This is a genomic window from Pandoraea fibrosis (genome assembly GCF_000807775.2).
GTDB lineage: Bacteria > Pseudomonadota > Gammaproteobacteria > Burkholderiales > Burkholderiaceae > Pandoraea > Pandoraea fibrosis.
Genome location: NZ_CP047385.1, coordinates 434,542 through 459,371, shown reverse-complemented (window position 1 = coordinate 459,371; position 24,830 = coordinate 434,542). Strand labels below are relative to the sequence as shown.

Below are 24,830 nucleotides of genomic sequence, written 5' to 3'. Positions count from 1 at the left end.
CTCTGTTCCTCTGACCTCGGCGCTGGCCGACAGGACAAAACCGTCATGAAAACTGCGCTCATCATCGGCGCCTCGCGCGGCATCGGCATGGAATTCGCACGGCAGTATCGCGACGACGGCTGGCGTGTGATCGCCACCGCGCGCGACGACAACGGCCTGTCGGCCCTGCGCGAACTCGGCGCAGAGCCGTTCAAGCTCGACGTCACGCGCGTCGAATCGCTCTCCGGCCTGTCGTGGCAGCTCGACGGCGTGGAACTGGATGTCGCCGTCTACAACGCGGGCGTGAATTCGGATCGCACGATCGGCCTCGCCCCGATCACGAAGGAAGCGTTCGACCGCGTGTTCCACACCAACGTGCTCGGCGCCATGCAAACCGCGCCGCTCGTGTTGCCGTTCGTCGAAGCCGCAGGCGGCACGTTCGGCTTTCTGTCGAGCCGCATGGGCAGTGTCGCGCTGATGGACTCGAACGGAAGCTGGCTGTACCGCGCGAGCAAGGCGGCGGTGAATTCGGTGGTCAAGGCCGTCTCGCTGGAAGCACAGCGCGCCACGTGCGTCGCGATGCATCCGGGTTGGGTGCGCACCGACATGGGCGGCGAGAACGCCGACATCGACGTGCAGACGAGCGTGGCCGGAATGCGCCGTGTGTTTGCCCGCGCGCCGGGCGAGCGCGCCACGCACAACGGCGGGTTCTTCAATTACGACGGCAACGCGCTCACGTGGTAATCACCGGGCGGGCGGCCATTTGCCGGATCGGGTTTGCCGGATGAAGTTACAGGCGTGAGTCATCCACGCGGGAACGGAGCACGGGAAGAGACAACGTAGCGACCGGGCAAGCATTGCCCGGCGTCAGACGGAATAACAAGCTGTCGCCATACCGCCGTATCTTTTGATTCGCGGGCCAGACACGTCACTCGGAAACGGAGCCAACATGACGGCCGCCATCGACTTTTATTTCGACTTCGCATCCCCGTATGGGTATTTTGCGAGCACCCGCATCGACGACATCGCCGCGAAAGCCGGACGCGGTGTCGCGTGGCATCCGATCTTGCTCGACATCGTCTACAAGGTGAACGGCACGGGCGCACCGGTGCAACATCCGATCAAGACCGAGTATTTGCGACACGACGTGGAGCGCACCGCGCGCTTTCACGGCATCGCGTACAAGCGACCGACGCATTTCCCGATCCCGACGCAAGCCGCCGAACGCGCCGTGCTGTGGGTGCAGGATCATCGCGGTGGCGACCTGTCCGCAGAGTTCGCGAAATCGGTCTTTCAGGCGCTGTACGTCGACGATGTGAACATCGGCGACCCGGCGGAACTGGTACGTCTGGGCGAGGCCCTGGGCATCGACGGTGCGGCGCTCGACGCCGGCATGCACTCCCCCGCCGCCAAGGACCACCTCAAGGCGGAGATCGATCTGGCCATCGCGCGCGGTGTCTTCGGCTCGCCGTTCGTGATCGTGGATGGCGAACCGTTCTGGGGCTTCGACCGCTTCTCGCAGGTCGAGGCCTGCCTGAAGCAAGGCAAGATCTGACAACAAGGCAAGACACACGATGGCAAGACCCCAACCGTCGCGCAGCACCACGACACAGGACCTCGAGCGCGAACCCTGCCCCTGCGGCGGGCTCGCGTTCGACGACTGCTGCGCTCGCTATCTGATGCGCGGCGACATCCCTCCCACGGCCGAAGCGCTGATGCGCTCGCGCTACACGGCGTTCGTGCGTCACGACGCGCCGTACCTGCTCGATACGTGGGCGGTGCGCACGCGTCCCGCCACGCTCGACTTCGACGATGCGCCGCAGTGGCTCGGTCTACAGATCAAGGCCCATCTGCAACGCGACGATCATCACGCCGAAGTCGAATTCGTCGCCCGCTACAAAATCGGCGGACGCGCCCACCGCCTGCACGAGCGCAGTCGCTTCGAGCGCACCGACGACGGTCGCTGGCGATATATCGACGGCGATCTGTTCGACTGAGATCGCAAGAGCGCCATGTCACGCTCACGCACGTACCGACAACGAATTCAACGACAACTCACTCTCCACCGGATTTCGTCACATGCCGATTCTCGAAAGCAAACTCAACCCGCGCGGCGAAGACTTTGCACGCAACGCGGCCACGATGCAGACCCTGGTCGACGACCTGCGCGCACGCGTGGCGCAACTGGCCGGTGGCGGCGGTGAGGCCGCACGCAAGAAGCACGTTGGCCGCGGCAAGTTGCTGCCGCGCGACCGTGTGCAGCAGTTGCTCGATCCGGGCTCGCCCTTTCTCGAACTCTCGCAGCTCGCCGCCTTCGGCATGTATCACGACGACGCGCCGGGCGCGGGCATCATCACCGGCATCGGCCGCGTGTCGGGTCAGGAATGCGTGATCGTCTGCAACGACGCCACGGTCAAGGGCGGCACCTACTACCCGATGACGGTCAAGAAGCACCTGCGCGCGCAGGAGATTGCCGAGCAGAATCATCTGCCGTGCATCTATCTGGTCGACTCCGGCGGCGCCAACCTGCCGAATCAGGACGACGTGTTTCCCGATCGCGATCACTTCGGCCGCATCTTCTACAACCAGGCGCAAATGTCGGCGCAGGGCATTCCGCAGATCGCCGTGGTGATGGGCTCGTGCACGGCCGGTGGCGCCTACGTGCCTGCGATGAGCGACGAGTCGATCATCGTCAAGGAACAGGGCACGATTTTCCTCGGCGGGCCGCCGCTCGTGAAGGCCGCGACCGGCGAGGAAGTGAGCGCCGAAGACCTCGGCGGGGCCGACGTCCATACGCGCCTGTCGGGCGTGGTGGATCACTTCGCGCAAAACGACGCGCACGCCCTTTCCATCGCACGCAGCATCGCCGCCAATCTCAATCGTCAGAAGCCGGCCACTGTGGCGATCAGGCCGCCTGTCGAGCCGAAGTTCGACGCCCGTGAACTGTACGGCGTGATTCCGTCCGATACGAAGAAGCCGTTCGACGTGCGCGAAGTGATCGCGCGTCTGGTCGACGGCTCCGAGTTCGACGAATTCAAGGCACGTTACGGCACCACGCTCGTCTGCGGCTTCGCGCATCTGTGGGGCTATCCGGTCGGCATCGTGGCGAACAACGGCATTCTGTTCTCCGAGTCGGCCCAAAAGGGGGCGCACTTCATCGAGCTGTGCTGCCAGCGCAAGATCCCGCTGATCTTCCTGCAGAACATCACCGGCTTCATGGTCGGGCGCAAGTACGAGAACGAAGGCATTGCCAAGCACGGCGCGAAGATGGTCACGGCGGTGGCGACGGCGAATGTGCCGAAGTTCACCGTCATCATCGGCGGTTCGTTCGGCGCGGGTAACTACGGCATGTGCGGTCGCGCATACTCGCCGCGCTTTCTGTGGATGTGGCCGAACGCCCGTATCTCGGTCATGGGCGGCGAGCAAGCCGCGTCGGTGCTGGCCACGGTCAAGCGCGACGGCATCGAAGGCAAGGGCGGTCAGTGGAGCGCCGAAGAAGAAGACGCCTTCAAGCAACCGATCCGCGATCAGTACGAGCGTCAGGGCCACCCGTATTACGCGAGCGCCCGCCTGTGGGACGACGGCGTGATCGACCCGGCCGATACCCGCACCGTGCTCGGACTGGGACTGTCGGCAGCATTGAATGCGCCGATTCCGGAAACACGCTTCGGCTTGTTCCGCATGTAATCGTCTGTCATCGCCTGCACCGGTCCATCGAGGAATTCCACGTCATGAATCTCGCCACGTTAAAACTCAGCGTCGAAGCCCACGTCGCCACGATTACGCTCAATCGTCCGGAGGTGCGCAATGCCTTCAACGAAACCGTCATCGAAGAATTGACCGGCGCCTTCCGTGCGCTCGCCACGAACGACGACGTGCGCGTCGTCGTGCTCGCCGCCGAAGGGGTTGCCTTCTGCGCCGGCGCCGACCTGAACTGGATGAAGAAAATGGCCGGTTACTCGGACACCGAAAACCGTGCCGATGCGATGACGCTCGCCGTCATGCTCAATACGATCTACCGCTGCCCGAAGCCGGTGATCGCCCGCGTGCAGGGCGACACGTATGCCGGGGGCGTGGGGCTCGCCGCCGTCGCCGATATCGTCGTTGCCGTCGATTCCGCGCACTTCTGCCTGTCCGAAGCGAAGCTCGGCCTGATCCCTGCCACGATCGGCCCGTATGTCATTCGCGCCCTTGGCGAGTCGGCCTCGCGCCGCTACTTCCTCACGGCCGAGCGCTTTACCGCCTCCACGGCACAACGGCACGGCCTGGTGCACGAAGTCGTGAGCGCAGACGCCCTCGACAGCACCGTGCAGGCACTTGCCAAGGCGCTCGTCGACAACAGCCCGAACGCCGTGAAGGAGTGCAAACGCCTGGTGCAGGACTTCGCCAGCCGCGCCATCGATGAGCCGGCCATCGCGGAAACGGCGGACCGTATCGCGATCATCCGCGCCTCCGACGAGGGCCGCGAAGGCGTGCGCTCATTCCTCGAGAAGCGTTCGCCGTCGTGGCGCGAGGTGTCCTGAGCCCGAAACGAGACCCAGCACGCATCATCGGTTACAAATTTTTTTGAGGAGGGCTGACGGCGGAGATGCCGCAACGTTATCGACGGGTTTTGCGAATTTATCGATAACGTCTTGCTACGGCACATAAACCAGCGATTTTTTGCGCCAATTCCGCCTATTGCCCTGCCAAAACGCTTTGCCTACCATGCGCCCATCCCCCACCTCCGGCCCCGTGCGGCGACGCTCAATGCAGCGCCCGCCATCGGCCAGCCGGACGCGCGACGCACGCCCCTGTGCCTACGTCGTTCGTCACGGCCAACCAAGGAGTCAATGATGGACGCCTTCACGCGCCCTCCCGCCGGCCCCGGCGATCTCGCCGCGCGCAGTCTGCGACAGGTCTGGCACCCCTGCACGCAGATGAAGCAACAGGCAAAGCTGCCCCTCGTCGCGCTGTCTCACGGCGAAGGCCCCTGGCTCGTCGACACCGACGGCGAGCGTTATCTCGACGCCATCAGTTCGTGGTGGGTCAACCTCTTCGGCCATGCGAATCCGCGAATCAACGCGGCGCTCATCGATCAACTCGGCCGCCTCGAACACGCGATGCTCGCGGGCTTCACGCACGAGCCGGTCGTGGCGTTGGCCGAACGTCTGTCGGCTTTGACCGGCGGCGTGCTGGGCCATGCCTTCTTCGCGTCCGACGGCGCGTCGGCCGTCGAGATCGCGCTCAAGATGAGCTTTCACGCGTGGCGCAATCAGGGCCACAGCGACAAACGCGAGTTCGTGTGCGTGCGCAACGGCTATCACGGTGAGACCCTCGGTGCGCTTGCCGTCACCGACGTAGCGCTGTTCCGCGACGCCTACGACCCGCTGCTGCGTCATGCCCATGTGGTGGCGTCGCCCGATGCCCGGCTGGCGCGGGATGGCGAAACCCCGGTCGACGTGGCCCGGCGCGCTGCGGCCGAACTGGAGACATTGCTCGTCGAACGCGAGGGCCGAGTCGCCGCCGTCATCGTCGAGCCGCTCGTGCAATGCGCGGCCGGAATGGCCATGCACGATCCCGAATACCTGCGTCTCGTGCGGGCGTTGTGCGACCAACACGGTGCGCACCTGATCGCCGACGAAATCGCCGTCGGGTGCGGACGCACCGGCACGTTCTTCGCGAGCGAGCAAGCGGGCATCTGGCCCGATCTGCTCACACTGTCCAAGGGCATCAGCGGCGGCTATCTGCCCCTCTCGCTGGTGCTCTCGCGCGATGCGATCTACAACGCCTTCTACGACGACGACACCACGCGCGGCTTCCTGCATTCGCACTCGTACACCGGCAATCCGCTGGCGTGCCGCGCCGCTCTCGCCACGCTCGACATCTTTGCCGACGACGACGTGCTCGCACGCAACGCCGTTCGTGCGGCGCACCTCACGCAGGCGCTCGCGCCATTGGCCGACGACCCGCGCGTCCGGCACTTCCGCCAGCGCGGCATGATCTGGGCCTTCGACGCCGTAGTGCCGGACGCCCCCGGCGCCGCCAGTGCCTTCGCCAGGCGCTTCTACACCGAAGCCCGCGCACGCGGTGTGCTGTTGCGCCCGATCGGCGCCACGGTCTATCTGATGCCGCCTTACGTGCTGGACGACGGCACCATCGACTGGCTCGCGCAGCAAACGCTCGCCGCCTTCGATGCGACGATGACGCACGGCAGGGAGGTGACGGCATGACGACCCATCCCCTGCTCGCCCGCCTCGACGCCGGACTCGCGGAGATCGACCGCGCCCATCTGCGCCGTCGGCATCGCGTGGTGTCCACGCCCTGCCGGCCACATGTGCGTGCCGACGGCCACGACGTGCTCGCGTTCGCCAGTAACGACTATCTCGGTCTGGCCGCCCACCCCAAGGTCGTCGAAGCGCTCATCGAAGGTGCCCGCCGTTACGGCGCAGGCAGTGGCGCGTCGCACCTCATCAGCGGACATTCGCAGGCCCACGCCGAGCTTGAAGACGCGCTCACCGCGTTCATGTCGCCGCATCTGGTCGACGGTCGCGCACTGTACTTCTGCACCGGCTACATGGCCAATCTGGCGACGATCTCCGCACTCGCCGGCAAAGACGCCGACATCTTCTCTGAGGCGCTCAATCACGCCTCGCTGATCGATGGCGCGCGTCTGTCGCGTGCCCGCACGCATGTCTACCCGCACGGTGACGTCGACGCCCTCGCGGCCATGCTCGCCACCAGCACGGCCGAAACGAAACTGATCGTCACCGACGGGGTGTTCTCGATGGATGGCGACATCGCGCCGCTGCCGTCATTGCTCGCGCTGGCCGAACGGTACAACGCGTGGCTGGTGGTGGACGACGCGCATGGCTTCGGCGTCGTCGGCGAAAACGGACGTGGCGTGTTCGAGCATTTTGCTTTGCGCTCGCCCAACCTCGTCATCATTGGCACGCTCGGCAAAGCGGCGGGCGTTGGCGGTGCTTTCGTCGCGGCGAACCACCGCGTGATCGACTGGCTCATCAATCGCGCACGGCCGTACATCTTTACGACCGCGGCCGCGCCCTCGCAGGCGCACGCGCTGCTCACGAGCGTTGCCCTGATTTCGGGCGACGAAGGACGCGAGCGCCGCGCCGCGTTGCAGGCCCGCATTGCCCAACTGCGCGATTCGCTCACGCTGCGGCATTGGCAACACATGGCCTCGCCGAGCGCGGTGCAACCGATCATTCTCGGCGAAAACGCGGCGGCGCTGCACGCGCAGGCAGGCCTCGCACAAGCCGGCTTGTGGGTGCCGGCCATTCGTCCGCCGACCGTGGCCCCGGGCACCTCGCGTCTGCGCGTCACGCTAAGCGCCGCGCATACACAGAGCGACGTTGCGCGCCTGGCCGCCGCCATCAACCAACTCGATCGGGACTGGAGGGAGCACGCGCATGGCTGATCAGCACCTTATCGCAGCAACGAATGCCCCGGCCGCGCGGCCGACGCCTGCCCGCCATGCGTTCTTCGTGACCGGCACCGACACCGAGATCGGCAAGACGCTCGTCTCGTCGGCTCTGCTGCACGCCGCAGCGCGACGCGGGCTGGTGTGCGCCGGCCTCAAGTCGGTGGCGGCAGGGGCGTCCGAACTCAACGGACGCTTCGTCAACGAAGATGTCGAGCAATTGCATCAGGCCAGCAATCTGAAGCTGCCGGACGACTGGTATTGCCCTTACGTGCTCAAGGACGCCACCGCACCGCATATCGCGGCTGCGGCTGAAGGCGTCGCCCTCGATTGCGGCGTGATCCGCGCGGGCTATGCACGCGTTGCCGCGCGGGCCGACCTCGTAATCGTCGAAGGCGTGGGCGGGTTTCGCGTGCCGCTCGGCCCCGACGCCAGCGCGCCGGACACCGCCGATCTCGCCCGTCAACTCGGTCTGCCGGTGATCCTCGTGGTCGGTCTGCGGCTGGGCTGCATCAGCCACGCGCTGCTCACGGCCGAAGCCATTACCTCGCGCGGACTCACACTCGCGGGCTGGGTCGCCAATCACGTCGATCCGGACATGCGTCATGTCGACGCCAATATCGAGGCGATTGCCACACGGCTGGCCGCTCCGCTGCTCGGACGCGTGCCGCATCTGCCGCATCCCGACGCGGCAACGGCATCCGGCTATCTCGACATTGCCCCGCTGGTCGATACCCCGCAGCCGAATGCGGTAGAGGCGTCGCTCAAGACGCGCCCGCACACGGCACCCTGAACGCGCGACGCTCCCCCATCGCGCGACATTCACTCACATAAAGAATTCAAGGAAATCTCAGCATGCAAGTTCACGCCCACACCGCCGCTCACGGACACGACGAAGCACTGCGCCGCAACGACAAGCCCTGGACCGTTCCCGAGATCGAGGCCCTCTTCGCGCTGCCGTTCAACGATCTGATCTTCCGCGCGCAACAGGTGCACCGCGAGCATTTCGACGCCAATGCCGTGCAGCTCTCGACGCTGCTCTCGATCAAGACGGGCGGTTGCCCGGAAGACTGCGCGTATTGCCCGCAGTCGGCACGCTACGACACGGGCGTGGAAGCCGAGAAGCTCATGCCGGTCGAAGAGGTGGTTGCCGCCGCGCAGCGTGCCAAGGATGCCGGCGCCACCCGCTTCTGCATGGGCGCGGCGTGGCGCAGCCCGAAGCCACATCAGGTCGACGCCGTGGGCGAGATGGTGCGCAGCGTAAAGGCCTTGGGTCTGGAGACATGCGTGACGCTCGGCATGCTGCGCGACGGTCAGGCCGAACAGTTGCGCGAAGCCGGTCTCGATTACTACAACCACAACCTCGATACGTCGCCCGAGTTCTACGGTCAGATCATCACCACGCGCACGTATCAGGATCGTCTGGACACGCTCGCCCGCGTGCGCGACGCCGGACTGAAGGTGTGCTGCGGCGGCATCGTGGGTCTGGGTGAGACGCGCCGCGAGCGCGCCGGTCTGATCGCGCAACTGGCCAACATGTCGCCGTATCCCGAGTCGGTGCCCATCAACAACCTGATGAAGGTCGAGGGCACGCCGCTCGAAAATAACGAGAACGTCGATCCGTTCGATTTCGTGCGCATGATCGCCGTAGCCCGCATCACGATGCCGCGCGCCATGGTGCGTCTGTCGGCCGGGCGCGAAATGATGGACGACGCGTTGCAGTCGCTGTGCTTCCTCGCCGGCGCCAACTCGATGTTCTACGGCGAGAAGCTGCTCGTGACGCAGAATCCGCAGGCCGAGCACGACCGTGCGCTGCTGGCACGCCTCGGCATGCGCACGTCGACCGAGGAGAAGCTCGGCGCCGAGAACGCCGGCGAGTGCGACGGTCTTACGGCCTGCGCCACGCACTGAGCGCGCTCGATCATTCGGCTGAGCGTTGCGGCGCACGGCTGGCGTTGAAGGATGTGTTGACAGGTTAAACGCCGCGACGGTCACGAGATCGCAGAAGACGATCCGCCGTCACGGCGAAGTTGGATAGCAACGACAATGGCGCGAGTGCATAGGCCTTCCGTCACAAGCGGAGGTGCGATGCGCAAGCGCCGCCCCAATCGATCATTTTCCGGAGGCAATATGTTCGACAAGATCCTCATCGCCAACCGCGGCGAAATCGCCTGTCGCGTCGCGGCAACCGCGGCACGGCTGGGTATTCGCACGGTGGCCGTCTATTCCGACGCCGATGCCCAGGCCAAGCACGTTGCCGTGTGCGACGAAGCGGTTCACGTCGGCGGCGCCGCCGCGCGTGACAGCTACCTGCGCATCGACGCCATCATCGACGCCGCCAAAGCCACCGGCGCACAAGCCATTCATCCCGGTTACGGCTTCCTGTCGGAAAACGAAGCGTTTGCCGCCGCATGCCATGAAGCCGGCATCGTCTTCATCGGCCCGCCGGTCGGCGCGATTCACGCCATGGGCAGCAAGAGCGCCGCCAAGACCCTCATGGAAGGCGCCGCAGTGCCGCTGGTGCCGGGTTATCACGGCGACAATCAGGACGCCGCGTTCCTGCACGCGCGCGCCGACGAGATCGGCTACCCCGTGTTGCTCAAGGCCAGCGCGGGGGGTGGCGGCAAGGGCATGCGCGTGGTGGAGCGCAGCGAGGATTTCCGCGCCGCGCTGGCGTCGTGCCAGCGCGAAGCGGCGAGCAGCTTCGGCGACGAGCGTGTGCTCGTGGAGAAGTACCTGACACGTCCGCGGCATATTGAAATTCAGGTGTTCGCCGATACGCATGGCAATTGCGTCTATCTGTTCGAGCGCGACTGCTCGGTGCAACGCCGGCACCAGAAAGTGCTGGAAGAGGCGCCCGCGCCAGGCATGACCGAAGCACGCCGCCGCTCGATGGGCGAGGCCGCCTGCAACGCGGCGCGCGCCGTGGGCTATGTCGGCGCCGGTACGGTCGAGTTCATCGCCAATCAGGACGGCTCGTTCTACTTCATGGAAATGAACACGCGCCTGCAAGTCGAGCACCCGGTCACGGAAATGATCACCGGCCTCGATCTGGTGGAGTGGCAATTGCGCGTGGCAGCCGGTGAAGTGCTGCCGCGCAAACAGGACGAATTGCGTATTCACGGCCATGCGCTCGAAGCGCGTATCTACGCCGAGAACCCGGACAACAACTTCCTGCCGTCGACGGGCACGCTGTCCACGCTGCGTCCGCCCGCTGCGGTGCAGTTCGAGATCGGCAATGCGGGCTCGCCGGCCGCCGTGCGCATCGACTCGGGCGTGCGCGAAGGCGACACCATCTCGCCGTTCTACGACCCCATGATCGCCAAGCTGATCGTGTGGGGACAGGACCGCGACGAGGCGCTCGCGCGCATGCGACGTGCGCTGGGTCAGTACCGCGTCGTCGGTGTGCAGACCAACATCGCGTTCCTCGGACGTCTGGTTGCCAGCGAGCCGTTCGCCGGGGCCGATCTCGATACCGGTCTGATCGAACGTCATCGCGACACGCTGTTCCCCGCGCCCGCGCCGGTGCCTGCGACTACACTGGCGCTGGCGGTCGCCGCACAACTCAGCCGCGAGACCGTGATCGGACGCCGCAAGTATCAGGACAGCATCGACCATCACTCGCCGTGGCAACTCGCGACCGGCTGGCGTCTGAACGGCGATTACCAGCGCACGCTGTCGTTCGATCATGGCGAGACGCGTCTGGACGTCGTGCTCACGAGCGGACCGCAAGCCAGCACACTCACTGTCGACGCGCAGACCTATCCGTATCGCTACGCCCACGACGGCGGGGTGTACCGCGTGACGCTCGGCGAGCGGCGTGTGCAGGGTCACGTCGACTTCGAGCAGCAGGCGGCGCACGTCTTCGCCGATGGCCTGTCGTGGACGCTGCGCTGGCACGATCCGCTGGCACAGGCGGGGGCGCAGGAAGGCGGCGAAGGCCGGCTGACGGCGCCGATGCCGGGCAAGGTCATCGCGGTACTCGCGAAGGCCGGCACGAAGGTCGAGAAGGGCGCCCCGCTGCTCGTGATGGAAGCCATGAAGATGGAGCACACCATCAGTGCCCCGGCCGACGGCGAGATCGAAGAAGTGCTGTACGCGGTCGGCGATCAGGTGCCCGAAGGCGCGCAGTTGCTGGCGTTCAAGCGGTAACCGCCGCCCACCGGGCCGCGGGCAGCCCGACCCGGCTCGTCAGGTCGGGTCGGCATTACGCCGGATCTGACCCTGCCGCGCCCATAATCGTCTGACGCCGGAACTGCTCCGGCGTCAGACCCGATTCGCGCGTGAACATTTCGATGAATGCGGAAGGTGTGGCGTAGCCCAGATCGAACGCGATCGACTTGACCGTGCGTCCCGCCTCCAGTCCTTCGATGGCGCGCAGAAAGCGCATGCGTTGCCGCCACTGGCCCAGCGTCATCCCCAATTCCGCGCGGCAATGGCGCGCGAGTGTGCGCTCCGTCATGGAAACGGTCTCTGCCCACGCTTCGAGCGTGCGGTTATCGGCGGGCTCCCGCTGCAAGGCGTCCAGTACCCGGAGCAGCGACGGCGAGCGCGCCTGCGGAAGGAATCGTGGCTCTGCCGGCGCGAGCGCCAACTGATCGATGAGCACCTGCGCCAGACGCCGGTCGGCGTCCGTGCTCGGACACGCCACCCCTCGCTCGGCAAAATCGGACAGGATCGCCCGGAGCAGGCCGCTGATGCGCAAGGTCGCGGCATTCGACGGGAGCGCGTCGGCGAGCGACGCGTCGATATACACCGACCGATAGATCACGGCGTTCGCGTTGAAACTCGCATGGGCGGCCTTCGGCGGTGTCCACACAGCGTATTGCGGCGGCGCCAGAAACCGGATGCCCTCGATCTCCAGTTGCATCACACCGCTGGCGACATAGTGGAGCGAGCCCCAGTCGTGACGATGCGGCTCCCACGCCGTCTGCGCGTCGAACGCCTCGTACCGGAAATACACCGGATACGGCAGCTTCTTGAAACTTGGCCAATTGTTGCGCAGGCTCATGGCGATAGGCGATAGCGGGGAACGGATACGCCCGACGACGGCGGGCATCACGCGCATCTTACCTTCGGCGGTTCCGCCGGGCCTTCTCTGCGTCAACTCGCGTTCAGTGTCATGCTTTCGCACAACGCGCTCGGCATCAGCATGCGACGCGCCCGTCTCGCGGTGCACCTGACGTCTGCCTTCATCCCGTCCTGCCGCTGCGTAGCATCGATATCTCTGGCTTCAGGAGCCCTTATGAAAATCGGATTTCTCGGACTCGGCACCATGGGCACCCCCATGGCACGCAACCTGCTCAAGGCGGGCTTCGCACTGCACGTATGGAATCGCTCGCGCGGCCCCGTCGACGCGCTGGCCTCGGACGGTGCCACACCTGCCGCCACCCCGGCCGACGCCGCGCGCGGCGTGGACGTTCTCATTGCGATCCTGTCGGACGACGACACCTCGCGCGCCGTGCTCTGCGAAGGTGCCGACGGTGGTGCGCTGAACGCCTTGCCGCGAGGTGCCATCGTCGTGAACATGGCTACGGTCTCGCTCGCCTTCGCCGGGGAGATGGCGGCGCGATGCGAGTCGCTCGGCCTGCGTTACCTTGCCGCCCCGGTGCTAGGACGTGTGAATGTGGCCGAAGCAGGCAAGCTGAACATTCTGGTGGCAGGCGATGCGAACACGATCGATACCGTCCAACCGCTCTTCGACGTACTCGGCCAACGCACCTGGCGCTTCGGCGATTCGCCCGGACAGGCCAACGTCGTGAAGCTCGCCGCGAATTTCATGATCGCCAGCGCCATCGAATCGATGAGCGAAGCCGCAGCACTCGCGCAAGGGCACGGCGTGGCCGGCGCCGACTTCCTCGACATGATCACGACCGCGGTGTTCGCAACGCCCGCCTATACGGGCTATGGCGGGGCAATTGCCAAGGAGACCTTCGAGCCGGCTGGTTTCAAACTCGCGCTCGGTGCGAAGGACGTTCGCCTCGCGCTGCTGGCGGGCGAGGCGGCGAACGTGCCAATGCCCTTCGGCACGGTGTTGCTCGACAACCATCTCGACAGCCTCGCGCACGGCGAAGGACATCTCGACTGGGCTGCGCTCTCGCGCGTGGCGCTGCGACGCGCAGGTCTGCCGAAGAAGGCCCAATCCTGAGCCTCGTCGCGAGGAAGACTTCACGCGACCGCTTACTGCGTTATTCATCGATGAAATTTGAGGAGGGTTCCTAGAAACTTCGGCAGCGCCCCTAAGAAGCGGGCGCTGCCATGCGGGGTTTCATTCATTCGGAATTTTCATAAGGAATCCGAATGGGTGTTCGGAAATATTCTCGGTGTCGATTTCAACCACGCGCGCCAAGGCGCTCGACACCATGACTCCATACCCTCACACGCACACCGGTCTGCGCGCCCTCGCACTGGCCGCCACTCTCACAATGCTCTCGCTGCCCGCCAGCGTCAGTGCACAAAGCAATGTCACGCTCTACGGCACGATCGATTCGGGGTTCGTCCACGCCAATCACACCGCCACCGAGAATGGTCCGCAATCGCGCTCGATGATCACGAGCAACATACTCTCCGGCAGCCGCTGGGGGCTGCGCGGCACGGAACCGCTGGGTCAGGGGCTGTCCGCGCTGTTCCAACTGGAGAGCGGGTTCAACGCCGTCAACGGCGAGATGGGCAACGGCGGCCGCGCGTTCGGGCGCAAGGCCATCGTCGGTCTGAGAAGCGCTCAATGGGGTGAAGTCACCATCGGCCGACAGTACGATCCGGTCGTCAACCTCGTGCAGGGCACAACGGCCGACGGCATCTTCGGCGGCTTTTTCGCCACGCCCGGCGACGTCGACAATTACGACAACGGCGCGCGCATCAACAATTCGATCCGCTACGCCACGCCGAACTTCGGTGGCCTGCAATTCGAAGGCATGTACGCGACGGGCAACGTCGCGGGCAAGGAAGGCGCCGGACGCACCTATGGCTTCGCAGGTGCCTACAACAACGGCCCGGTGTCGCTCGGCGCGGGCTTCTTCTTCGCCGACGGCGGCAGCCGTGAAGTGACCGATTACACGAAAAAAGACTTTGGCTATCGCGAATGGACCAGCAGCGCCGGCTCGCTGTTCAGCTCGCCGATCAACCGAGGCTTCCGCACGGCAAGCAAAGTCCGTATTGCGCGTGTAGGCGGCAAGTACGCTGTCGGCCCGGCAATTCTGGGCATGTCGTTCTCGACTGCGCAGTATGCGAGCGACGGGCTGTCGGATTTCACCGGTACCGCGAAATTCGACACGGTGAATGCCTTCGCCACCTACGCACTGACGCCAGCCATCAACACGGGTATCGGCTACAGCTATACGCGTCTGCGTGGCGGACGCCAGGTCGGCGCGCACTACAACCAGTTCAACGCCGGCGTAACGTATGCGCTGTCCAAGCGCACGTCGACGTATGTGATCGGCGGCTACCAACAGGCGGTCGGCAAGACGCTGGATAACGGCCGCGTCGTGGAAGCCAGCGCATCGGTCGGCTCGGCCGGTCTGGACGCCGGCGCGCGAACGCAGTTGCTGGTCGGCATGGGCTTGAAGCACAGCTTCTGATCCATCGCTTCGATATCGGCCCGAACCCGTTGAAACATGCGGGTTTGGGTCGATTTTTCCAATGAATCAAGTGACTTAAAGTTCAGACGTTCGTTTGGAAAACTTGGACTCATTCGTCTAAAAAAATACACTATTTACAATTTTAAGGGTTTACCCTATTCGGGAATCTATTTAGAATTCGTCTTCATTGAAGTTCAATGCAGTCGCAACCGGTGGTAACCACGCTTTCTGGATTTCCCTTCGAATTCGACGCGCTCCGGTTTTTCAAAGGCTGCCGTCATCAGGGAGAAGTGTTGTGGTCTTCGTCGGTTGGTTGATGTTTGCAGTCGTCGCCGTAGCAGTCTCGGCGGCGCGTGTGATGCAGTTGCATCGCCGCGCAGAACGCGCCGCAGCCGCCACGCACGTTGAGCGTGTGTTGCGATTCCGCCGCCGCCATCGCAGTACGCCCTGCTCACGCATTCAGTTCAAGGACGCCGCGTAACGCTGCGTCGTCCGGCAGTAGCAGTAGCAGTAGCAGTAGCAGTAGCAGTAGCAGTAGCAGTAGCAGTAGCAGTAGCAGTAGCAGTAGCAGTAGCAGTAGCAGTAGCAGTAGCAGTCGAAATCCCGCAGTACTGGTAGTTCCGTTTTTTCCGCAGTAGCCGTTCAGCAAGTCGCAGTATCGGAAGTTTCAGGTCTGCATCGCTGTACACGCACCACCCGCAGTCCTGCAGTACAGAAGGTCTCGCATCAACAGCATCACCCGTTGCCGATGTCTGGCAACCGCAGTTTTCGCAGTGAATTCAAGCACGACCCGCAGTTGCAGTCCGCAGTACTCATGCTGTATTCCGGCACTTGTGTCATGGCCGGATGGAGAGTCATCCCTCCCTGCTGTTACGAGGCATCGCTCTCACGCGTCAGAGCCGTACCGCCGCCCGCACGTCAGGCGGCGGATTGCGCGCCCACAGCCTCGTATTGCCCACGCGTTGCACTAGACAACCCGACGCCCCGATCACGCATCGCAGGCATCGTCGGAATGGTTTTGGCCGCCACGATGGCGTCTTTCCGTTCGTCAGACGTGTTTGCCGTGTTCGCCGCATTCATCAGCGCGGCCGACGGCTCGCAGTCGGATCACGCTCGCCTGCGTTATCGCGTGGGCGCTTGGCATGCGCACCATCCACGCGACATGCCCCATGCTTAAAAAAGAGAAAATTGACAGTCATGAACACCGACCCTGAGCGCATCACCCTGACGATCACGCTGCACCCGAACGATTTGAAACAACTCGATAAGGCGTGCCAGCGCGTGGGGATGAAACGCGAAGATTTCTGCGTGCTGTCTACGCATCTGGAAGGCGCTCGCGTGCTCAACGGCGAAGGGCTGGCAACGCTGGCGCGTCCGTTTGGCTTCGCTGCCGCATTGCCCGCCGCCCTTCGCGGCGCATTGACTCGCCTCTGCGCACGCTGATCAGCGCGAGGTATCGGCAGCGCGGATGCCTGCGCTGCCTCAGATGAGGCCGGCGCCAGCGGTCTCAGCATCTGCACCCGTTTCGCCCTCGCGCGCCGACTTCACCACCCCTTCTGCGTCGAGCACGACCATGCCGTCGCGTCCCTCGCGTTTCGCGCGATACAGCGCGCGATCGGCGTGCTGAAGCCACGATTGCGGGGTATCGAAGGTCGAGGAAAATGGCACCAGCCCGATGCTCACCGTGCACTCGGCCAACGAGAGGGACTGCGCCGTCTGCATCTGCGCCTCGGCCTGTGCGACCCGCGCCCGCAGATCGGCAAGCAGGCGGTACATCAGACCCTGACCTGCCACACCACCGGTGTTCACCAGCGTCTCGCATACGCGATTGACGTCTCGAACCCGGAATGGCGCCATTCTACCTGCCACGCATGCCGGCAAAGCGTTATGGGTCAAACCGGTCCAACCAGCCGACATCTTCCAGCGTTCCCCGCCAAAGCCCAGTCTCGACGTCGCGTCTGAAACGCCTTATCGTTTGTCTTAAATTCGCTATGCCACTCGCCGCTTTCGGGCGGACAATTCGCTCCATCGTGTCCGCCTCATGCGAGCCGCGCCATCGCGGTGTCACCCGGCCCCACGCCCAGATTCCCGTACCGTTTTGTGCTTTGCCGGCCGCGCGCCGTGCCCCCCATTCCAGAACCATGTTCAATTTCATCCTGCCGCTGACTGCCGTACTGATCTGGTCTGCCAACGTGATCGTCAGCAAGTTGGCCGTCGGCCACATTTTCCCCGCCGAGATTGCGTTCCTGCGCTGGTTTGCCGCCGGGTTGATTCTTACGCCATTTGCGTTGCCTGCGCTGTGGCGCGTCCGCCGGGTGTTCCTGCCGCATCTGCCGCAGTACGCAACGTTAGGGGTGCTCGGCATGGCGATTTATCAGGGGCTCGCCTACTCGGCAGCGCACTACACGAGTGCCACCAACATGGGGATCATTCTGGCGTTGTTGCCCCTTACCACGCTCACGCTGGCCGTCATCATGCTGGGCGATGCGCTCACCGCCGGTGCGCTCGCGGGTGGCCTGCTGTCGATCTTCGGCGTGCTGCTGGTGGTCGGACACGGCTCCCTGTTGCATCTCGCGGATCAAGGGATTGGCATCGGCGACGCCATGATGTTCGGGGCCATGCTCGCCTACGCGGTCTATTGCGTGCTGCTGCGCAAGTGGCAACTGCCGCTCGCGCCGCTGCCATCGCTGTACGCGCAGATCATGTGCGCGGTGGTCGTCTTGCTGCCGTTCTATCTGTTCTCCCAGAAGGCGGGCGTGTCGATGGACAACCTGCCTCAGTTGGCCTTCGCCACCCTTCCGGTATCGGTCGCCGCGCCGTTCATCTGGATGATCGGTGTTGCACGGATCGGCCCACGACGCGCCACCGCCGTCATCAACCTCGTACCGATCTTCACTGCATTGATCGCGGCGGTCGGTCTCGGCGAGCATCTCGCGAGCTATCACCTGGTGGGGGGTGCGCTGATTCTGGCCGGCGTCGCACTGGGTGAAAACTGGCATTTGCCGATCCGCAAAGCACGTGCACCCGTGCCTGCACTGTCCGAATAATTGGGAATCGTCCGATAAATTTTGCGCTATTAGCGTCACCGACTCTTTATAGAGGCCCGGCTGTAACGCATGGGAAGGAGAGCGATATAACGTCGCAGGACACGGGGGGATTGATTACGCTGTGTGACTCGTCAACGGAGTTCCGCCATGCAAACAAATCCACTCGCGCTGTTCGGAGACCATCTGGCCCGCCTGCGAAAGGCGCGCGGCTGGTCGCAGGAGAAACTTGCTCTCGAGAGCGGTCTGGCACGCTCGTATGTCAGCGGCATCGAACGCGGCAGACGCAATGTCGCTCTCGTCAACATCTGCGTCCTGGCCGATACGCTCGGTGTGCCAACGTCTGAGATGCTGCGCTTCGCTCAGGCGGCGCCCGGCGCGCAAGACACCAGCGCGCCGTCCGATCGCACGCCGCTACCGCAAATCAGCCGCTCGCTGTGTCGGCTCGAAAATCGCGATCAGGTCTGGCTCGCCGAAATCATCCGAAGTCTTAGTTCCCGTCTGAGTCACGCTGCCCCACCGGGGAGCACTCACGCCGTGACGCAGACCTCCGCCGTTTCGCGTGCCGGGCACAACGACCGAATCGAGAAAGAGGACGACGAAGACCCCGACGCTTTCCCTGACGCTGTCGATGCCGAGCGCGCGAACGACGCCCGCGTGCCACGCCCCCCACTCGGTAACGTTCCCGCATCTGCTCAATTCGCCGCATCGATGGAAACGGTCTACCGTGTCGACGACGACGCAGACAGGCCCGCCGATACCCGCATGCATATTCGCGAACCGGCGCATACCTCGTCCGATGACGCGCCCCCCTCCCCCGACCCGGCCACGACGCACCGATCCGATGCCATCGCGCGCGAAGACTCCCGGCGTTTCCCCAACGACGACGAAGCGTGAGCCATCGCCGGGCATTTGATTCTTAGGACATTGCGCAAAGTCGCCCGGAGATTCCGGCGGCATTGCGCGATTGTTCGTTCAGTAAAAGTTACCAAGACCCCTGGTGAAATCGATCACCCCGGCAGGCGTCCGGCGTGGCACCCAACAACGCCCCACGGCTTGGAGCCGAATGCGTGTACGCCAGTCACTACGGGCATGACAGCGGGTTGATACCCGCCGCACCCCCATGCGCATCGACGCCGCACGGGACTCGTCCCGTCGACATCGAGTGACATCCCAAAGCGGAACCTTTCAGAATCGCCCCGTGGCTTGGTTTCGCATGTCCGGTGTCACACTGCGCGGCTCCGGTTGACGGGAGTGCGACATGCGGTATCGCAATGCCTTCGCAGCGGTACGCAGATTGGCGCCGTCACGACCCTCGGAAAGCTCGCGCATTTTGTGCCTTCTCCGAAAGATCGCAAAAAATCCGTATTGCGGACCCGCTAGTTCGTGCCTCGCAAACGGGGGATACCCGAGGCACCGCCCTCAATACCGGATTTTTGTTTCAATCTTCTCGTCCCTAACAAGGAAAACATTCTTATGGACACCAACTTATTTCGATTCGGCAGACACCTTGCCGGCTTGCGCAAGAAATACAACTGGGCACAAGACAAGCTGGCGCTGGAGAGCGGATTGGCACGTTCTTACCTGAGCGGTGTCGAGCGAGGCAAGCGCAATATTTCGCTGCGCAACATCTGCATTCTGGCGGACACGCTAGGGTTGCCGCCGCACGAGTTGCTCGCATTCGATGCTTCGAACGGCATGGCGTCGGATGCCGGCCCGAGTGCGGCAACCCCGTGCGATCCGTATCCGTCGCTCAATCGGGCGATGCAGAAACTGTCGGACCGCGATCAGGCATGGATGGCCGATCTGGTCCGCACGCTGAGCTTGCGTCTGGGTCACGGCGTGTTGCGCGACGAATAAGAAGGAAACGCGAAGTCGAGACGACGGGCTCGCGTCAGGTGTCGGGCGACACCGCAGGTCAGGCGTCCAGCGTTTCCGGACGTTAGTCGTTGCCCAGGAAGGCGTCCACCGCGAGGTGAAACGCGATCGGATTGGCGAGATTCATGCCATGCGACGCGTCCTGAATCACCATGCGGCGGGCTTCCGGCATGGCGTGCGCGAGCGCATTCAGCACATCCGGATAGGGCGCGGGGCTCTGCGCGCCGCCCATCAGCAAGACCGGTGCATGCAAGGCACCCAGCGCATCGATCGGCAACGGCGTGCGCGGCTCGGCCACCTGGCCGATCAACGTGAGTGCGTTGTCACGAACCATCTGCTTGAACCAGGGCACCATGCGTCGCCAGGTGTCCGGCCCGCTCACCGTGTCGATGAAGATCGCCAGACCGCCGTCGATATCGCCGGCCTCGATGGCGGCAAGCGCGGTTTGACGGAAATTGCCTCGCTCACTATCGAGCGGCACCTGAATCGGGCCACCGCTGATTTCCACGCCCGGGTCGGCCAGGATCAGCGAGCGCACGGTGTCCGGCGCCAACAGTGCCGTGCGCAGCGCGACATAGCCGCCGCGCGAATGGCCGAGCACATGAACGGGGCCGACATCGAGCGCCGTGATGAACGCGGCCAGATCTTCGGCGTGCTGTTCGCCCGAGAAAGTGCCGTCGCGGCCATTCCAGGCTTCCGGCCAATAGTGGCGCAGGCTCACCGAGATGACCCGCCGGCGTTGTCCCAGCGGCGCCATGTTCGGCTTGAAGTAGCGACAGTCGCAAAGCGAGCCGTGAACCAGCACGAGCGGCGCACCGACGGCGTCGGCAGGTGCGGGGGATTCGACATACGCCATCGGATAGCCGTTGACGTCGATCGTTTGCGGTGCAGGAACCGGCATGGGGACACATCAGGTAAGACGGGCCGCCAGTATACCGAGCTTGCTGCCCCCTTGCTGCGGCGCGCCGCCTGCGCCGTGCAGGGCAAACGAGCGGGCATCGGGCGCTGGTGTATGCTTGCGACTTTCTTCATTCCTGCGGTTTCCCGGCATGGCACTCAAAGCCACTATCTACAAGGCCGAGGTGCAAATCACCGACCTCGACCGCCACTACTACGCCTCCCATAGCCTGACGCTGGCCCGGCATCCGTCGGAAACCGACGAACGCATGATGGTGCGTCTGCTCGCCTTCATGTTGTACGCCGGTGAGCGCCTCTCGTTCGGCAAGGGCATCTCGACGGCCGACGAGCCCGACCTGTGGGAACACGACTTTGGGGGCGATATCGTCCGGTGGATCGACGTCGGGCAACCTGACGCTCGCCGCCTCGTCAAGGCCGCGGGCCGCGCCGAGCATGTCGATGTACTGGCCTACGGCGGCAAGCCTGCCGCCATCTGGTGGCAAGCGACCGAAACGCAGATCACCCGCCTGTCGAACCTCACGGTGCGCATGCTTGACGAAGCCTCGGCCGAAGCGCTGACGGCGCTGGCCTCGCGCACGATGCGTCTGCAATGCACGATTCAGGACGGTGAAGTCTGGATCGCCGACGACAACCACAATCTGCCGGTGAATCTCGTCACGTTGCGCGCCGCAGCCGACGACTGACCGGTTTCCGGCCGAGCCTTCGGCCCGGAGCGGATTTCCCCGCCGCTCCGCCCGCCCCGCTTCCCCTCTGTCCCAGCCGCTTTGCCGGCCATCCCCTCCGGCCTCGCCCCAATACGCGGCACACCACAAGCTGCGTTACACTTGACGTTAACGTCAATCGAGTCACTGCGACCGCGCCATCCGCGCTCGCCGGACCGGCAGGCGCAGCGCGCCAGATGCGCATGCCGGCTCGCTTCGGTGTGTGTACGTGTGTCGTCAGCTCGCTGCCCCTGTCGCCGTGCCTCATTCCTATATGCGTTTGCCCCGCACCTCATGGACATCCTGATCTTTTCGCCAGACGGCAAGACCGCCCCTTACGAAACCGGACTCGCCGAGCATTTGCCGCAGGCCAGCATCCGCAGTTGGCAACCCGGCGACAGCGCCGCCGCCGACTATCTGGTGCTCTGGAAGCCGAATGCGGAAGTGCTGCAACCACGCGAGCGTCTGAAGGCGATCTTCAACATGGGGGCCGGCGTCGACGGCGTGCTCGGCACGCGTGGTGAAGGCGCCCAGCGTCTGCCGGCAGGTGTGCCGCTGGTACGTCTGGAAGACGCCGGCATGGCCGATCAGATGGCGCAGTACGTGAGCGCCGCCGCGTTGCGTTACTTCCGTCGTCTCGACGTCTTCCACGACCAGCAAGCTCAGGCGCAATGGAAATTTCAGAAGCCGAACCGGCTCGCGGACTTTCCCGTCACGGTGCTCGGCTATGGCACGCTCGGCGCACACGTCGCCAAGACGCTGAAGACGTTCGGCTTTCCGGTGCGCGCGTGGAGCCGCAGCCAACGCAGCGAAGGCGCGCATGGCGACGGCGTCGAGCTGTATCACGGCAGTGCCGGCTTCGATGCCTGCGTGTCCGGTGCTCGCATTCTCGTCAATCTGTTGCCGCTCACGCCGGAAACGGTCGACGTTCTCAACGCCAGCCTGTTTGCAAAACTGGCGCAGGGGGCATTCCTGATCAACGTGGCGCGTGGCGCCCATCTGGTCGAGGCCGACCTGCTGGCCGCGCTGGAAAGTGCGCAGATCGCGGGCGCCACGCTCGACGTCTTCCGCACGGAGCCGCTGCCCGCCGACCATCCGTTCTGGCGCGAACCGCGTATCACGGTCACGCCCCATATTTCGGCCCTGACCTTGCGCGACGAAACAGTTGCGCAGATCGCAGGCAAGATCGCCGCCCTCGAGCGTGGCGAAGCCATTACCGGCATCGTCGATCTGACGCGCGGCTACTGAACCGCCGCGCTCGAGATCCCCTGCCCGCACCGCAACGAGGAGACAACTCATGGTGACGTCCCAACTGCCGCAACGCGTGAAAGTGGTCGAAGTCGGCCCGCGCGACGGCCTGCAGAACGAGAAGCAGCCGGTACCGACCGACATCAAGATCGCGCTGGTCGACCGTCTGTCGGCCGCCGGTTTCGCCAACGTCGAGACAGCGTCGTTCGTCTCGCCCAAGTGGGTGCCGCAGATGGCCGACGGCGCCGAGGTGATGGCCGGCATCACGCGTCGTCCCGGTACGATCTACTCGGTGCTCACGCCGAACATGCGAGGCTTCGAGGGCGCCGTGGCGGCCAGGGCGGATGAAGTCGTGATCTTCGGCGCCGCGAGCGAAGCGTTCTCCCAGCGCAATATCAACTGCTCCATCGAGGAAAGCATTGCGCGCTTCGAACCCGTGGCGCGTGCAGCCAAAGACGCGAAGCTGCGTCTGCGCGGCAGCATTTCGTGCGCACTCGGCTGCCCGTATCAGGGCGAAGTGCCGGTCGCGAGTGTGGTCGATGTGGTGCAACGTCTCGCTGCGCTCGGTTGCGACGAGATCGATATCGCCGACACCATCGGCGTAGGCACGCCGTCACGCACGCGCGAAGTCATGGAAGCTTGCGCGAAGGTGTTCCCGATCGAGCGCCTGTCCGGTCACTTCCACGACACCTACGGACAGGCAACCGCCAACATCTACGCCGCATTGCTCTCGGGCATCACGATTTTCCACTCGTCGGTCGCCGGTCTCGGCGGCTGTCCTTACGCCAAGGGCGCCACCGGCAATGTGGCGACGGAAGACGTGCTGTATCTGCTGCACGGACTGGGCATCGAGACGGGTATCGATCTCGACGCCGTGGTGCACACCGGCGACTTCATTTCGCAAGCCATCGGTCGTCCGAACGCTTCACGCGTGGGACGCGCCATGCTCGCGAAGCTCAAAGACACCGCGGCTGCCGGTGCCTGACCGGCGCCCCTTCCTGTGAATCGAGATCATCGACATTGACCTGACCATGAGCGAGACACCCCACACTCCCGAACCTGCGAACGCGCAGGATCTCCCCGAAGGCGCGCGTCATGTGGCGCGCCTGCTCGCCGGCATGGGCCACGATCAGCCGATCGTGCTGCTGCCGGCCACGGGCAAGACGTCTGCCGAAGCTGCCGCCGGATTGGGCTGCGAAGTCGCGCAGATCGCCAAGTCGATCATCTTCCGCCGTGCATCGGACGACACACCGGTGCTGGTCATTGCAAGCGGCGTCAATCGTGTCGACGAGAAGAAGGTCGCAGCGCAAGTCGGCGAACTGGCGCGCGCCGATGCGCGCTTCGTCAAGGAAAAGACGGGCTATTCGATCGGGGGCGTGAGCCCGATCGGACATGTCGTCTCGCCGGTCACGCTGATCGATGAAGACCTGCTCAAGCTCGCCAGCCTGTGGGCCGCCGCCGGCCACCCGCACGCCGTGTTCAACCTCACGCCGCAGCAACTCGTGGCGATGACGGGCGCGCCCGTCGTCGATGTGGCGCTGCGAAGCTGAGCGCTCGCGCGGGCGGATCTGCGACGCTCAGGTCGAGCGTCGCACCCAGGAACAACATCAAGGAGACGTGCGATGCCGAGCCCCGAACTTGTGCCGGGCCTGACATTCGAGTGGACTTATCGCGTGCCGAAAAAGGCCGTGGTCCCCGAACTGTACGACGATGTCGAACTATGCCGCGACATGCCGGCCGTGCTCGCCACCGGCTATCTCGCGGGCATTCTCGAATGCGCCTGCCTCCAGGCGATTCGCCCGTATCTCGACTGGCCGCGCGAGCAATCGCTCGGCACCCTCGTCTCGTTCTCGCATCTGGCGGCCACGCCGGCAGGCGACACGCTGCGCATTCGGGGCAAGCTCGTGGATGTCACAGGCCGCACCCTTCGCTTCGAAGTCGAAGCCTGGGACGGTCTGGACAAAGTGAGCGCCGGAACCCACGAGCGCGTCATCGTCGATCAGGAACGTTTCCACGGCAAGCTGCGCGAGAAAGCCGCCAAGCTCGGCCTCGCCGTCTGAACTTC

Annotated in this window: 24 protein-coding genes; 21 read left to right on the top strand and 3 right to left on the bottom strand. The window is 64.5% G+C overall.

Annotated features, from left to right (window positions below; translation table 11 throughout):
* The first annotated feature begins 45 nt into the window (after positions 1–45).
* From PI93_RS01965 to PI93_RS01920, 10 genes are all read left to right on the top strand, one after another.
* Positions 46–723: an SDR family oxidoreductase gene (locus PI93_RS01965; protein WP_039373613.1), complete on the top strand. Its 678-nt coding sequence runs from the start codon at positions 46–48 to the stop codon at positions 721–723.
* Positions 724–928: 205 nt separating this feature from the next.
* On the top strand, positions 929–1,534 hold the full coding sequence (locus tag PI93_RS01960) for a 2-hydroxychromene-2-carboxylate isomerase (protein ID WP_039373611.1): 606 nt from the start codon (positions 929–931) through the stop codon (positions 1,532–1,534).
* 19 nt (positions 1,535–1,553) lie between these two features.
* Positions 1,554–1,976, top strand: a complete 423-nt coding sequence (locus tag PI93_RS01955; protein WP_039373610.1) for a YchJ family protein — start codon at positions 1,554–1,556, stop codon at positions 1,974–1,976.
* Positions 1,977–2,058: 82 nt separating this feature from the next.
* Positions 2,059–3,666 carry a carboxyl transferase domain-containing protein gene (locus tag PI93_RS01950; RefSeq protein WP_039373609.1) on the top strand — a complete coding sequence of 536 codons (1,608 nt, stop codon included), beginning with the start codon at positions 2,059–2,061 and terminating at the stop codon, positions 3,664–3,666.
* Between the two features lie 44 nt (positions 3,667–3,710).
* The gene (locus PI93_RS01945; protein ID WP_039373607.1) at positions 3,711–4,502 is read left to right on the top strand and encodes an enoyl-CoA hydratase/isomerase family protein; all 792 of its coding nucleotides are present in this window, start codon (positions 3,711–3,713) and stop codon (positions 4,500–4,502) included.
* 312 nt (positions 4,503–4,814) lie between these two features.
* Positions 4,815–6,191: an adenosylmethionine--8-amino-7-oxononanoate transaminase gene (gene bioA / locus PI93_RS01940; RefSeq protein WP_039373605.1), complete on the top strand. Its 1,377-nt coding sequence runs from the start codon at positions 4,815–4,817 to the stop codon at positions 6,189–6,191.
* The gene (gene bioF / locus PI93_RS01935) at positions 6,188–7,396 is read left to right on the top strand and encodes an 8-amino-7-oxononanoate synthase (protein ID WP_039373604.1); all 1,209 of its coding nucleotides are present in this window, start codon (positions 6,188–6,190) and stop codon (positions 7,394–7,396) included. Before bioA ends, bioF begins: the two co-directional genes overlap by 4 nt.
* Positions 7,389–8,192, top strand: a complete 804-nt coding sequence (gene bioD, locus PI93_RS01930) for a dethiobiotin synthase (RefSeq protein ID WP_080759358.1) — start codon at positions 7,389–7,391, stop codon at positions 8,190–8,192. The genes bioF and bioD overlap by 8 nt, the downstream gene beginning before the upstream one ends.
* Before the next feature lie 107 nt (positions 8,193–8,299).
* Complete coding sequence (gene bioB / locus PI93_RS01925) at positions 8,300–9,310, top strand: biotin synthase BioB (protein WP_052240909.1); 1,011 nt, start codon at positions 8,300–8,302, stop codon at positions 9,308–9,310.
* A gap of 219 nt (positions 9,311–9,529) precedes the next feature.
* Complete coding sequence (locus PI93_RS01920; protein ID WP_039373603.1) at positions 9,530–11,551, top strand: acetyl/propionyl/methylcrotonyl-CoA carboxylase subunit alpha; 2,022 nt, start codon at positions 9,530–9,532, stop codon at positions 11,549–11,551.
* A gap of 55 nt (positions 11,552–11,606) precedes the next feature.
* Here PI93_RS01920 and PI93_RS01915 read toward each other — a convergent pair whose 3' ends face one another.
* Entirely contained in the window at positions 11,607–12,410 is an 804-nt protein-coding gene (locus PI93_RS01915) for an AraC family transcriptional regulator (protein WP_039373627.1), read from the bottom strand.
* A 234-nt stretch (positions 12,411–12,644) separates the two neighbouring features.
* Here PI93_RS01915 and PI93_RS01910 point away from each other — a divergent pair, with 234 nt between their 5' ends.
* The 3 genes from PI93_RS01910 (at position 12,645) to PI93_RS01900 (ending at position 16,419) form a co-directional block, all read left to right on the top strand.
* Positions 12,645–13,547, top strand: coding sequence for an NAD(P)-dependent oxidoreductase (locus tag PI93_RS01910; protein WP_039373601.1), 903 nt, complete (start codon positions 12,645–12,647; stop codon positions 13,545–13,547).
* Positions 13,548–13,761: 214 nt separating this feature from the next.
* Positions 13,762–14,976 carry a porin gene (locus PI93_RS01905; RefSeq protein WP_080759359.1) on the top strand — a complete coding sequence of 405 codons (1,215 nt, stop codon included), beginning with the start codon at positions 13,762–13,764 and terminating at the stop codon, positions 14,974–14,976.
* A 1,197-nt stretch (positions 14,977–16,173) separates the two neighbouring features.
* Positions 16,174–16,419: a hypothetical protein gene (locus PI93_RS01900; RefSeq protein WP_039373598.1), complete on the top strand. Its 246-nt coding sequence runs from the start codon at positions 16,174–16,176 to the stop codon at positions 16,417–16,419.
* Between the two features lie 39 nt (positions 16,420–16,458).
* Here the strand turns inward: PI93_RS01900 and PI93_RS01895 are convergent, their stop codons facing one another.
* Positions 16,459–16,833 (bottom strand): GGDEF domain-containing protein, encoded by a 375-nt coding sequence (locus PI93_RS01895; RefSeq protein ID WP_039373596.1) that lies wholly within the window; start codon positions 16,831–16,833, stop codon positions 16,459–16,461.
* A gap of 284 nt (positions 16,834–17,117) precedes the next feature.
* Here PI93_RS01895 and PI93_RS01890 point away from each other — a divergent pair, with 284 nt between their 5' ends.
* The 3 genes from PI93_RS01890 to PI93_RS01880 all read left to right on the top strand — a co-directional run bounded on the left by PI93_RS01890 (position 17,118) and on the right by PI93_RS01880 (position 19,880).
* Positions 17,118–18,023, top strand: a complete 906-nt coding sequence (locus PI93_RS01890; RefSeq protein WP_039373594.1) for a DMT family transporter — start codon at positions 17,118–17,120, stop codon at positions 18,021–18,023.
* 147 nt (positions 18,024–18,170) lie between these two features.
* On the top strand, positions 18,171–18,917 hold the full coding sequence (locus PI93_RS24755) for a helix-turn-helix domain-containing protein (protein ID WP_080759356.1): 747 nt from the start codon (positions 18,171–18,173) through the stop codon (positions 18,915–18,917).
* A 579-nt stretch (positions 18,918–19,496) separates the two neighbouring features.
* Complete coding sequence (locus tag PI93_RS01880; RefSeq protein ID WP_039373593.1) at positions 19,497–19,880, top strand: helix-turn-helix domain-containing protein; 384 nt, start codon at positions 19,497–19,499, stop codon at positions 19,878–19,880.
* A gap of 82 nt (positions 19,881–19,962) precedes the next feature.
* Here the strand turns inward: PI93_RS01880 and PI93_RS01875 are convergent, their stop codons facing one another.
* On the bottom strand, positions 19,963–20,799 hold the full coding sequence (locus PI93_RS01875; RefSeq protein ID WP_039373592.1) for an alpha/beta fold hydrolase: 837 nt from the start codon (positions 20,797–20,799) through the stop codon (positions 19,963–19,965).
* Between the two features lie 148 nt (positions 20,800–20,947).
* Here PI93_RS01875 and PI93_RS01870 point away from each other — a divergent pair, with 148 nt between their 5' ends.
* The 5 genes from PI93_RS01870 (at position 20,948) to PI93_RS01850 (ending at position 24,825) form a co-directional block, all read left to right on the top strand.
* A complete protein-coding gene (locus PI93_RS01870) occupies positions 20,948–21,499 on the top strand; it encodes a YaeQ family protein (protein ID WP_039373591.1) in 552 nt (183 codons plus the stop codon).
* A gap of 312 nt (positions 21,500–21,811) precedes the next feature.
* Entirely contained in the window at positions 21,812–22,765 is a 954-nt protein-coding gene (locus PI93_RS01865; RefSeq protein WP_039373590.1) for a 2-hydroxyacid dehydrogenase, read from the top strand.
* A gap of 49 nt (positions 22,766–22,814) precedes the next feature.
* Positions 22,815–23,750, top strand: a complete 936-nt coding sequence (locus PI93_RS01860; protein ID WP_039373589.1) for a hydroxymethylglutaryl-CoA lyase — start codon at positions 22,815–22,817, stop codon at positions 23,748–23,750.
* 46 nt (positions 23,751–23,796) lie between these two features.
* A complete protein-coding gene (locus PI93_RS01855; RefSeq protein ID WP_039373587.1) occupies positions 23,797–24,315 on the top strand; it encodes a YbaK/EbsC family protein in 519 nt (172 codons plus the stop codon).
* 72 nt (positions 24,316–24,387) lie between these two features.
* A complete protein-coding gene (locus PI93_RS01850; protein ID WP_039373585.1) occupies positions 24,388–24,825 on the top strand; it encodes a thioesterase family protein in 438 nt (145 codons plus the stop codon).
* Positions 24,826–24,830: the final 5 nt, after the last annotated feature.

What these genes read in the sequence shown, in the direction of transcription:
- PI93_RS01965 (WP_039373613.1), top strand. Translation starts at nt 46, where the DNA reads ATGAAAACTGCGCTCATCATCGGCGCCTCGCGCGGCATCGGCATGGAA.
- PI93_RS01960 (WP_039373611.1), top strand. Translation starts at nt 929, where the DNA reads ATGACGGCCGCCATCGACTTTTATTTCGACTTCGCATCCCCGTATGGG.
- PI93_RS01955 (WP_039373610.1), top strand. Translation starts at nt 1,554, where the DNA reads ATGGCAAGACCCCAACCGTCGCGCAGCACCACGACACAGGACCTCGAG.
- PI93_RS01950 (WP_039373609.1), top strand. Translation starts at nt 2,059, where the DNA reads ATGCCGATTCTCGAAAGCAAACTCAACCCGCGCGGCGAAGACTTTGCA.
- PI93_RS01945 (WP_039373607.1), top strand. Translation starts at nt 3,711, where the DNA reads ATGAATCTCGCCACGTTAAAACTCAGCGTCGAAGCCCACGTCGCCACG.
- bioA (WP_039373605.1), top strand. Translation starts at nt 4,815, where the DNA reads ATGGACGCCTTCACGCGCCCTCCCGCCGGCCCCGGCGATCTCGCCGCG.
- bioF (WP_039373604.1), top strand. Translation starts at nt 6,188, where the DNA reads ATGACGACCCATCCCCTGCTCGCCCGCCTCGACGCCGGACTCGCGGAG.
- bioD (WP_080759358.1), top strand. Translation starts at nt 7,389, where the DNA reads ATGGCTGATCAGCACCTTATCGCAGCAACGAATGCCCCGGCCGCGCGG.
- PI93_RS01920 (WP_039373603.1), top strand. Translation starts at nt 9,530, where the DNA reads ATGTTCGACAAGATCCTCATCGCCAACCGCGGCGAAATCGCCTGTCGC.
- PI93_RS01915 (WP_039373627.1), bottom strand. Translation starts at nt 12,410, where the DNA reads ATGAGCCTGCGCAACAATTGGCCAAGTTTCAAGAAGCTGCCGTATCCG.
- PI93_RS01910 (WP_039373601.1), top strand. Translation starts at nt 12,645, where the DNA reads ATGAAAATCGGATTTCTCGGACTCGGCACCATGGGCACCCCCATGGCA.
- PI93_RS01905 (WP_080759359.1), top strand. Translation starts at nt 13,762, where the DNA reads ATGACTCCATACCCTCACACGCACACCGGTCTGCGCGCCCTCGCACTG.
- PI93_RS01900 (WP_039373598.1), top strand. Translation starts at nt 16,174, where the DNA reads ATGAACACCGACCCTGAGCGCATCACCCTGACGATCACGCTGCACCCG.
- PI93_RS01895 (WP_039373596.1), bottom strand. Translation starts at nt 16,833, where the DNA reads ATGGCGCCATTCCGGGTTCGAGACGTCAATCGCGTATGCGAGACGCTG.
- PI93_RS01890 (WP_039373594.1), top strand. Translation starts at nt 17,118, where the DNA reads ATGTTCAATTTCATCCTGCCGCTGACTGCCGTACTGATCTGGTCTGCC.
- PI93_RS24755 (WP_080759356.1), top strand. Translation starts at nt 18,171, where the DNA reads ATGCAAACAAATCCACTCGCGCTGTTCGGAGACCATCTGGCCCGCCTG.
- PI93_RS01880 (WP_039373593.1), top strand. Translation starts at nt 19,497, where the DNA reads ATGGACACCAACTTATTTCGATTCGGCAGACACCTTGCCGGCTTGCGC.
- PI93_RS01875 (WP_039373592.1), bottom strand. Translation starts at nt 20,799, where the DNA reads ATGCCGGTTCCTGCACCGCAAACGATCGACGTCAACGGCTATCCGATG.
- PI93_RS01870 (WP_039373591.1), top strand. Translation starts at nt 20,948, where the DNA reads ATGGCACTCAAAGCCACTATCTACAAGGCCGAGGTGCAAATCACCGAC.
- PI93_RS01865 (WP_039373590.1), top strand. Translation starts at nt 21,812, where the DNA reads ATGGACATCCTGATCTTTTCGCCAGACGGCAAGACCGCCCCTTACGAA.
- PI93_RS01860 (WP_039373589.1), top strand. Translation starts at nt 22,815, where the DNA reads ATGGTGACGTCCCAACTGCCGCAACGCGTGAAAGTGGTCGAAGTCGGC.
- PI93_RS01855 (WP_039373587.1), top strand. Translation starts at nt 23,797, where the DNA reads ATGAGCGAGACACCCCACACTCCCGAACCTGCGAACGCGCAGGATCTC.
- PI93_RS01850 (WP_039373585.1), top strand. Translation starts at nt 24,388, where the DNA reads ATGCCGAGCCCCGAACTTGTGCCGGGCCTGACATTCGAGTGGACTTAT.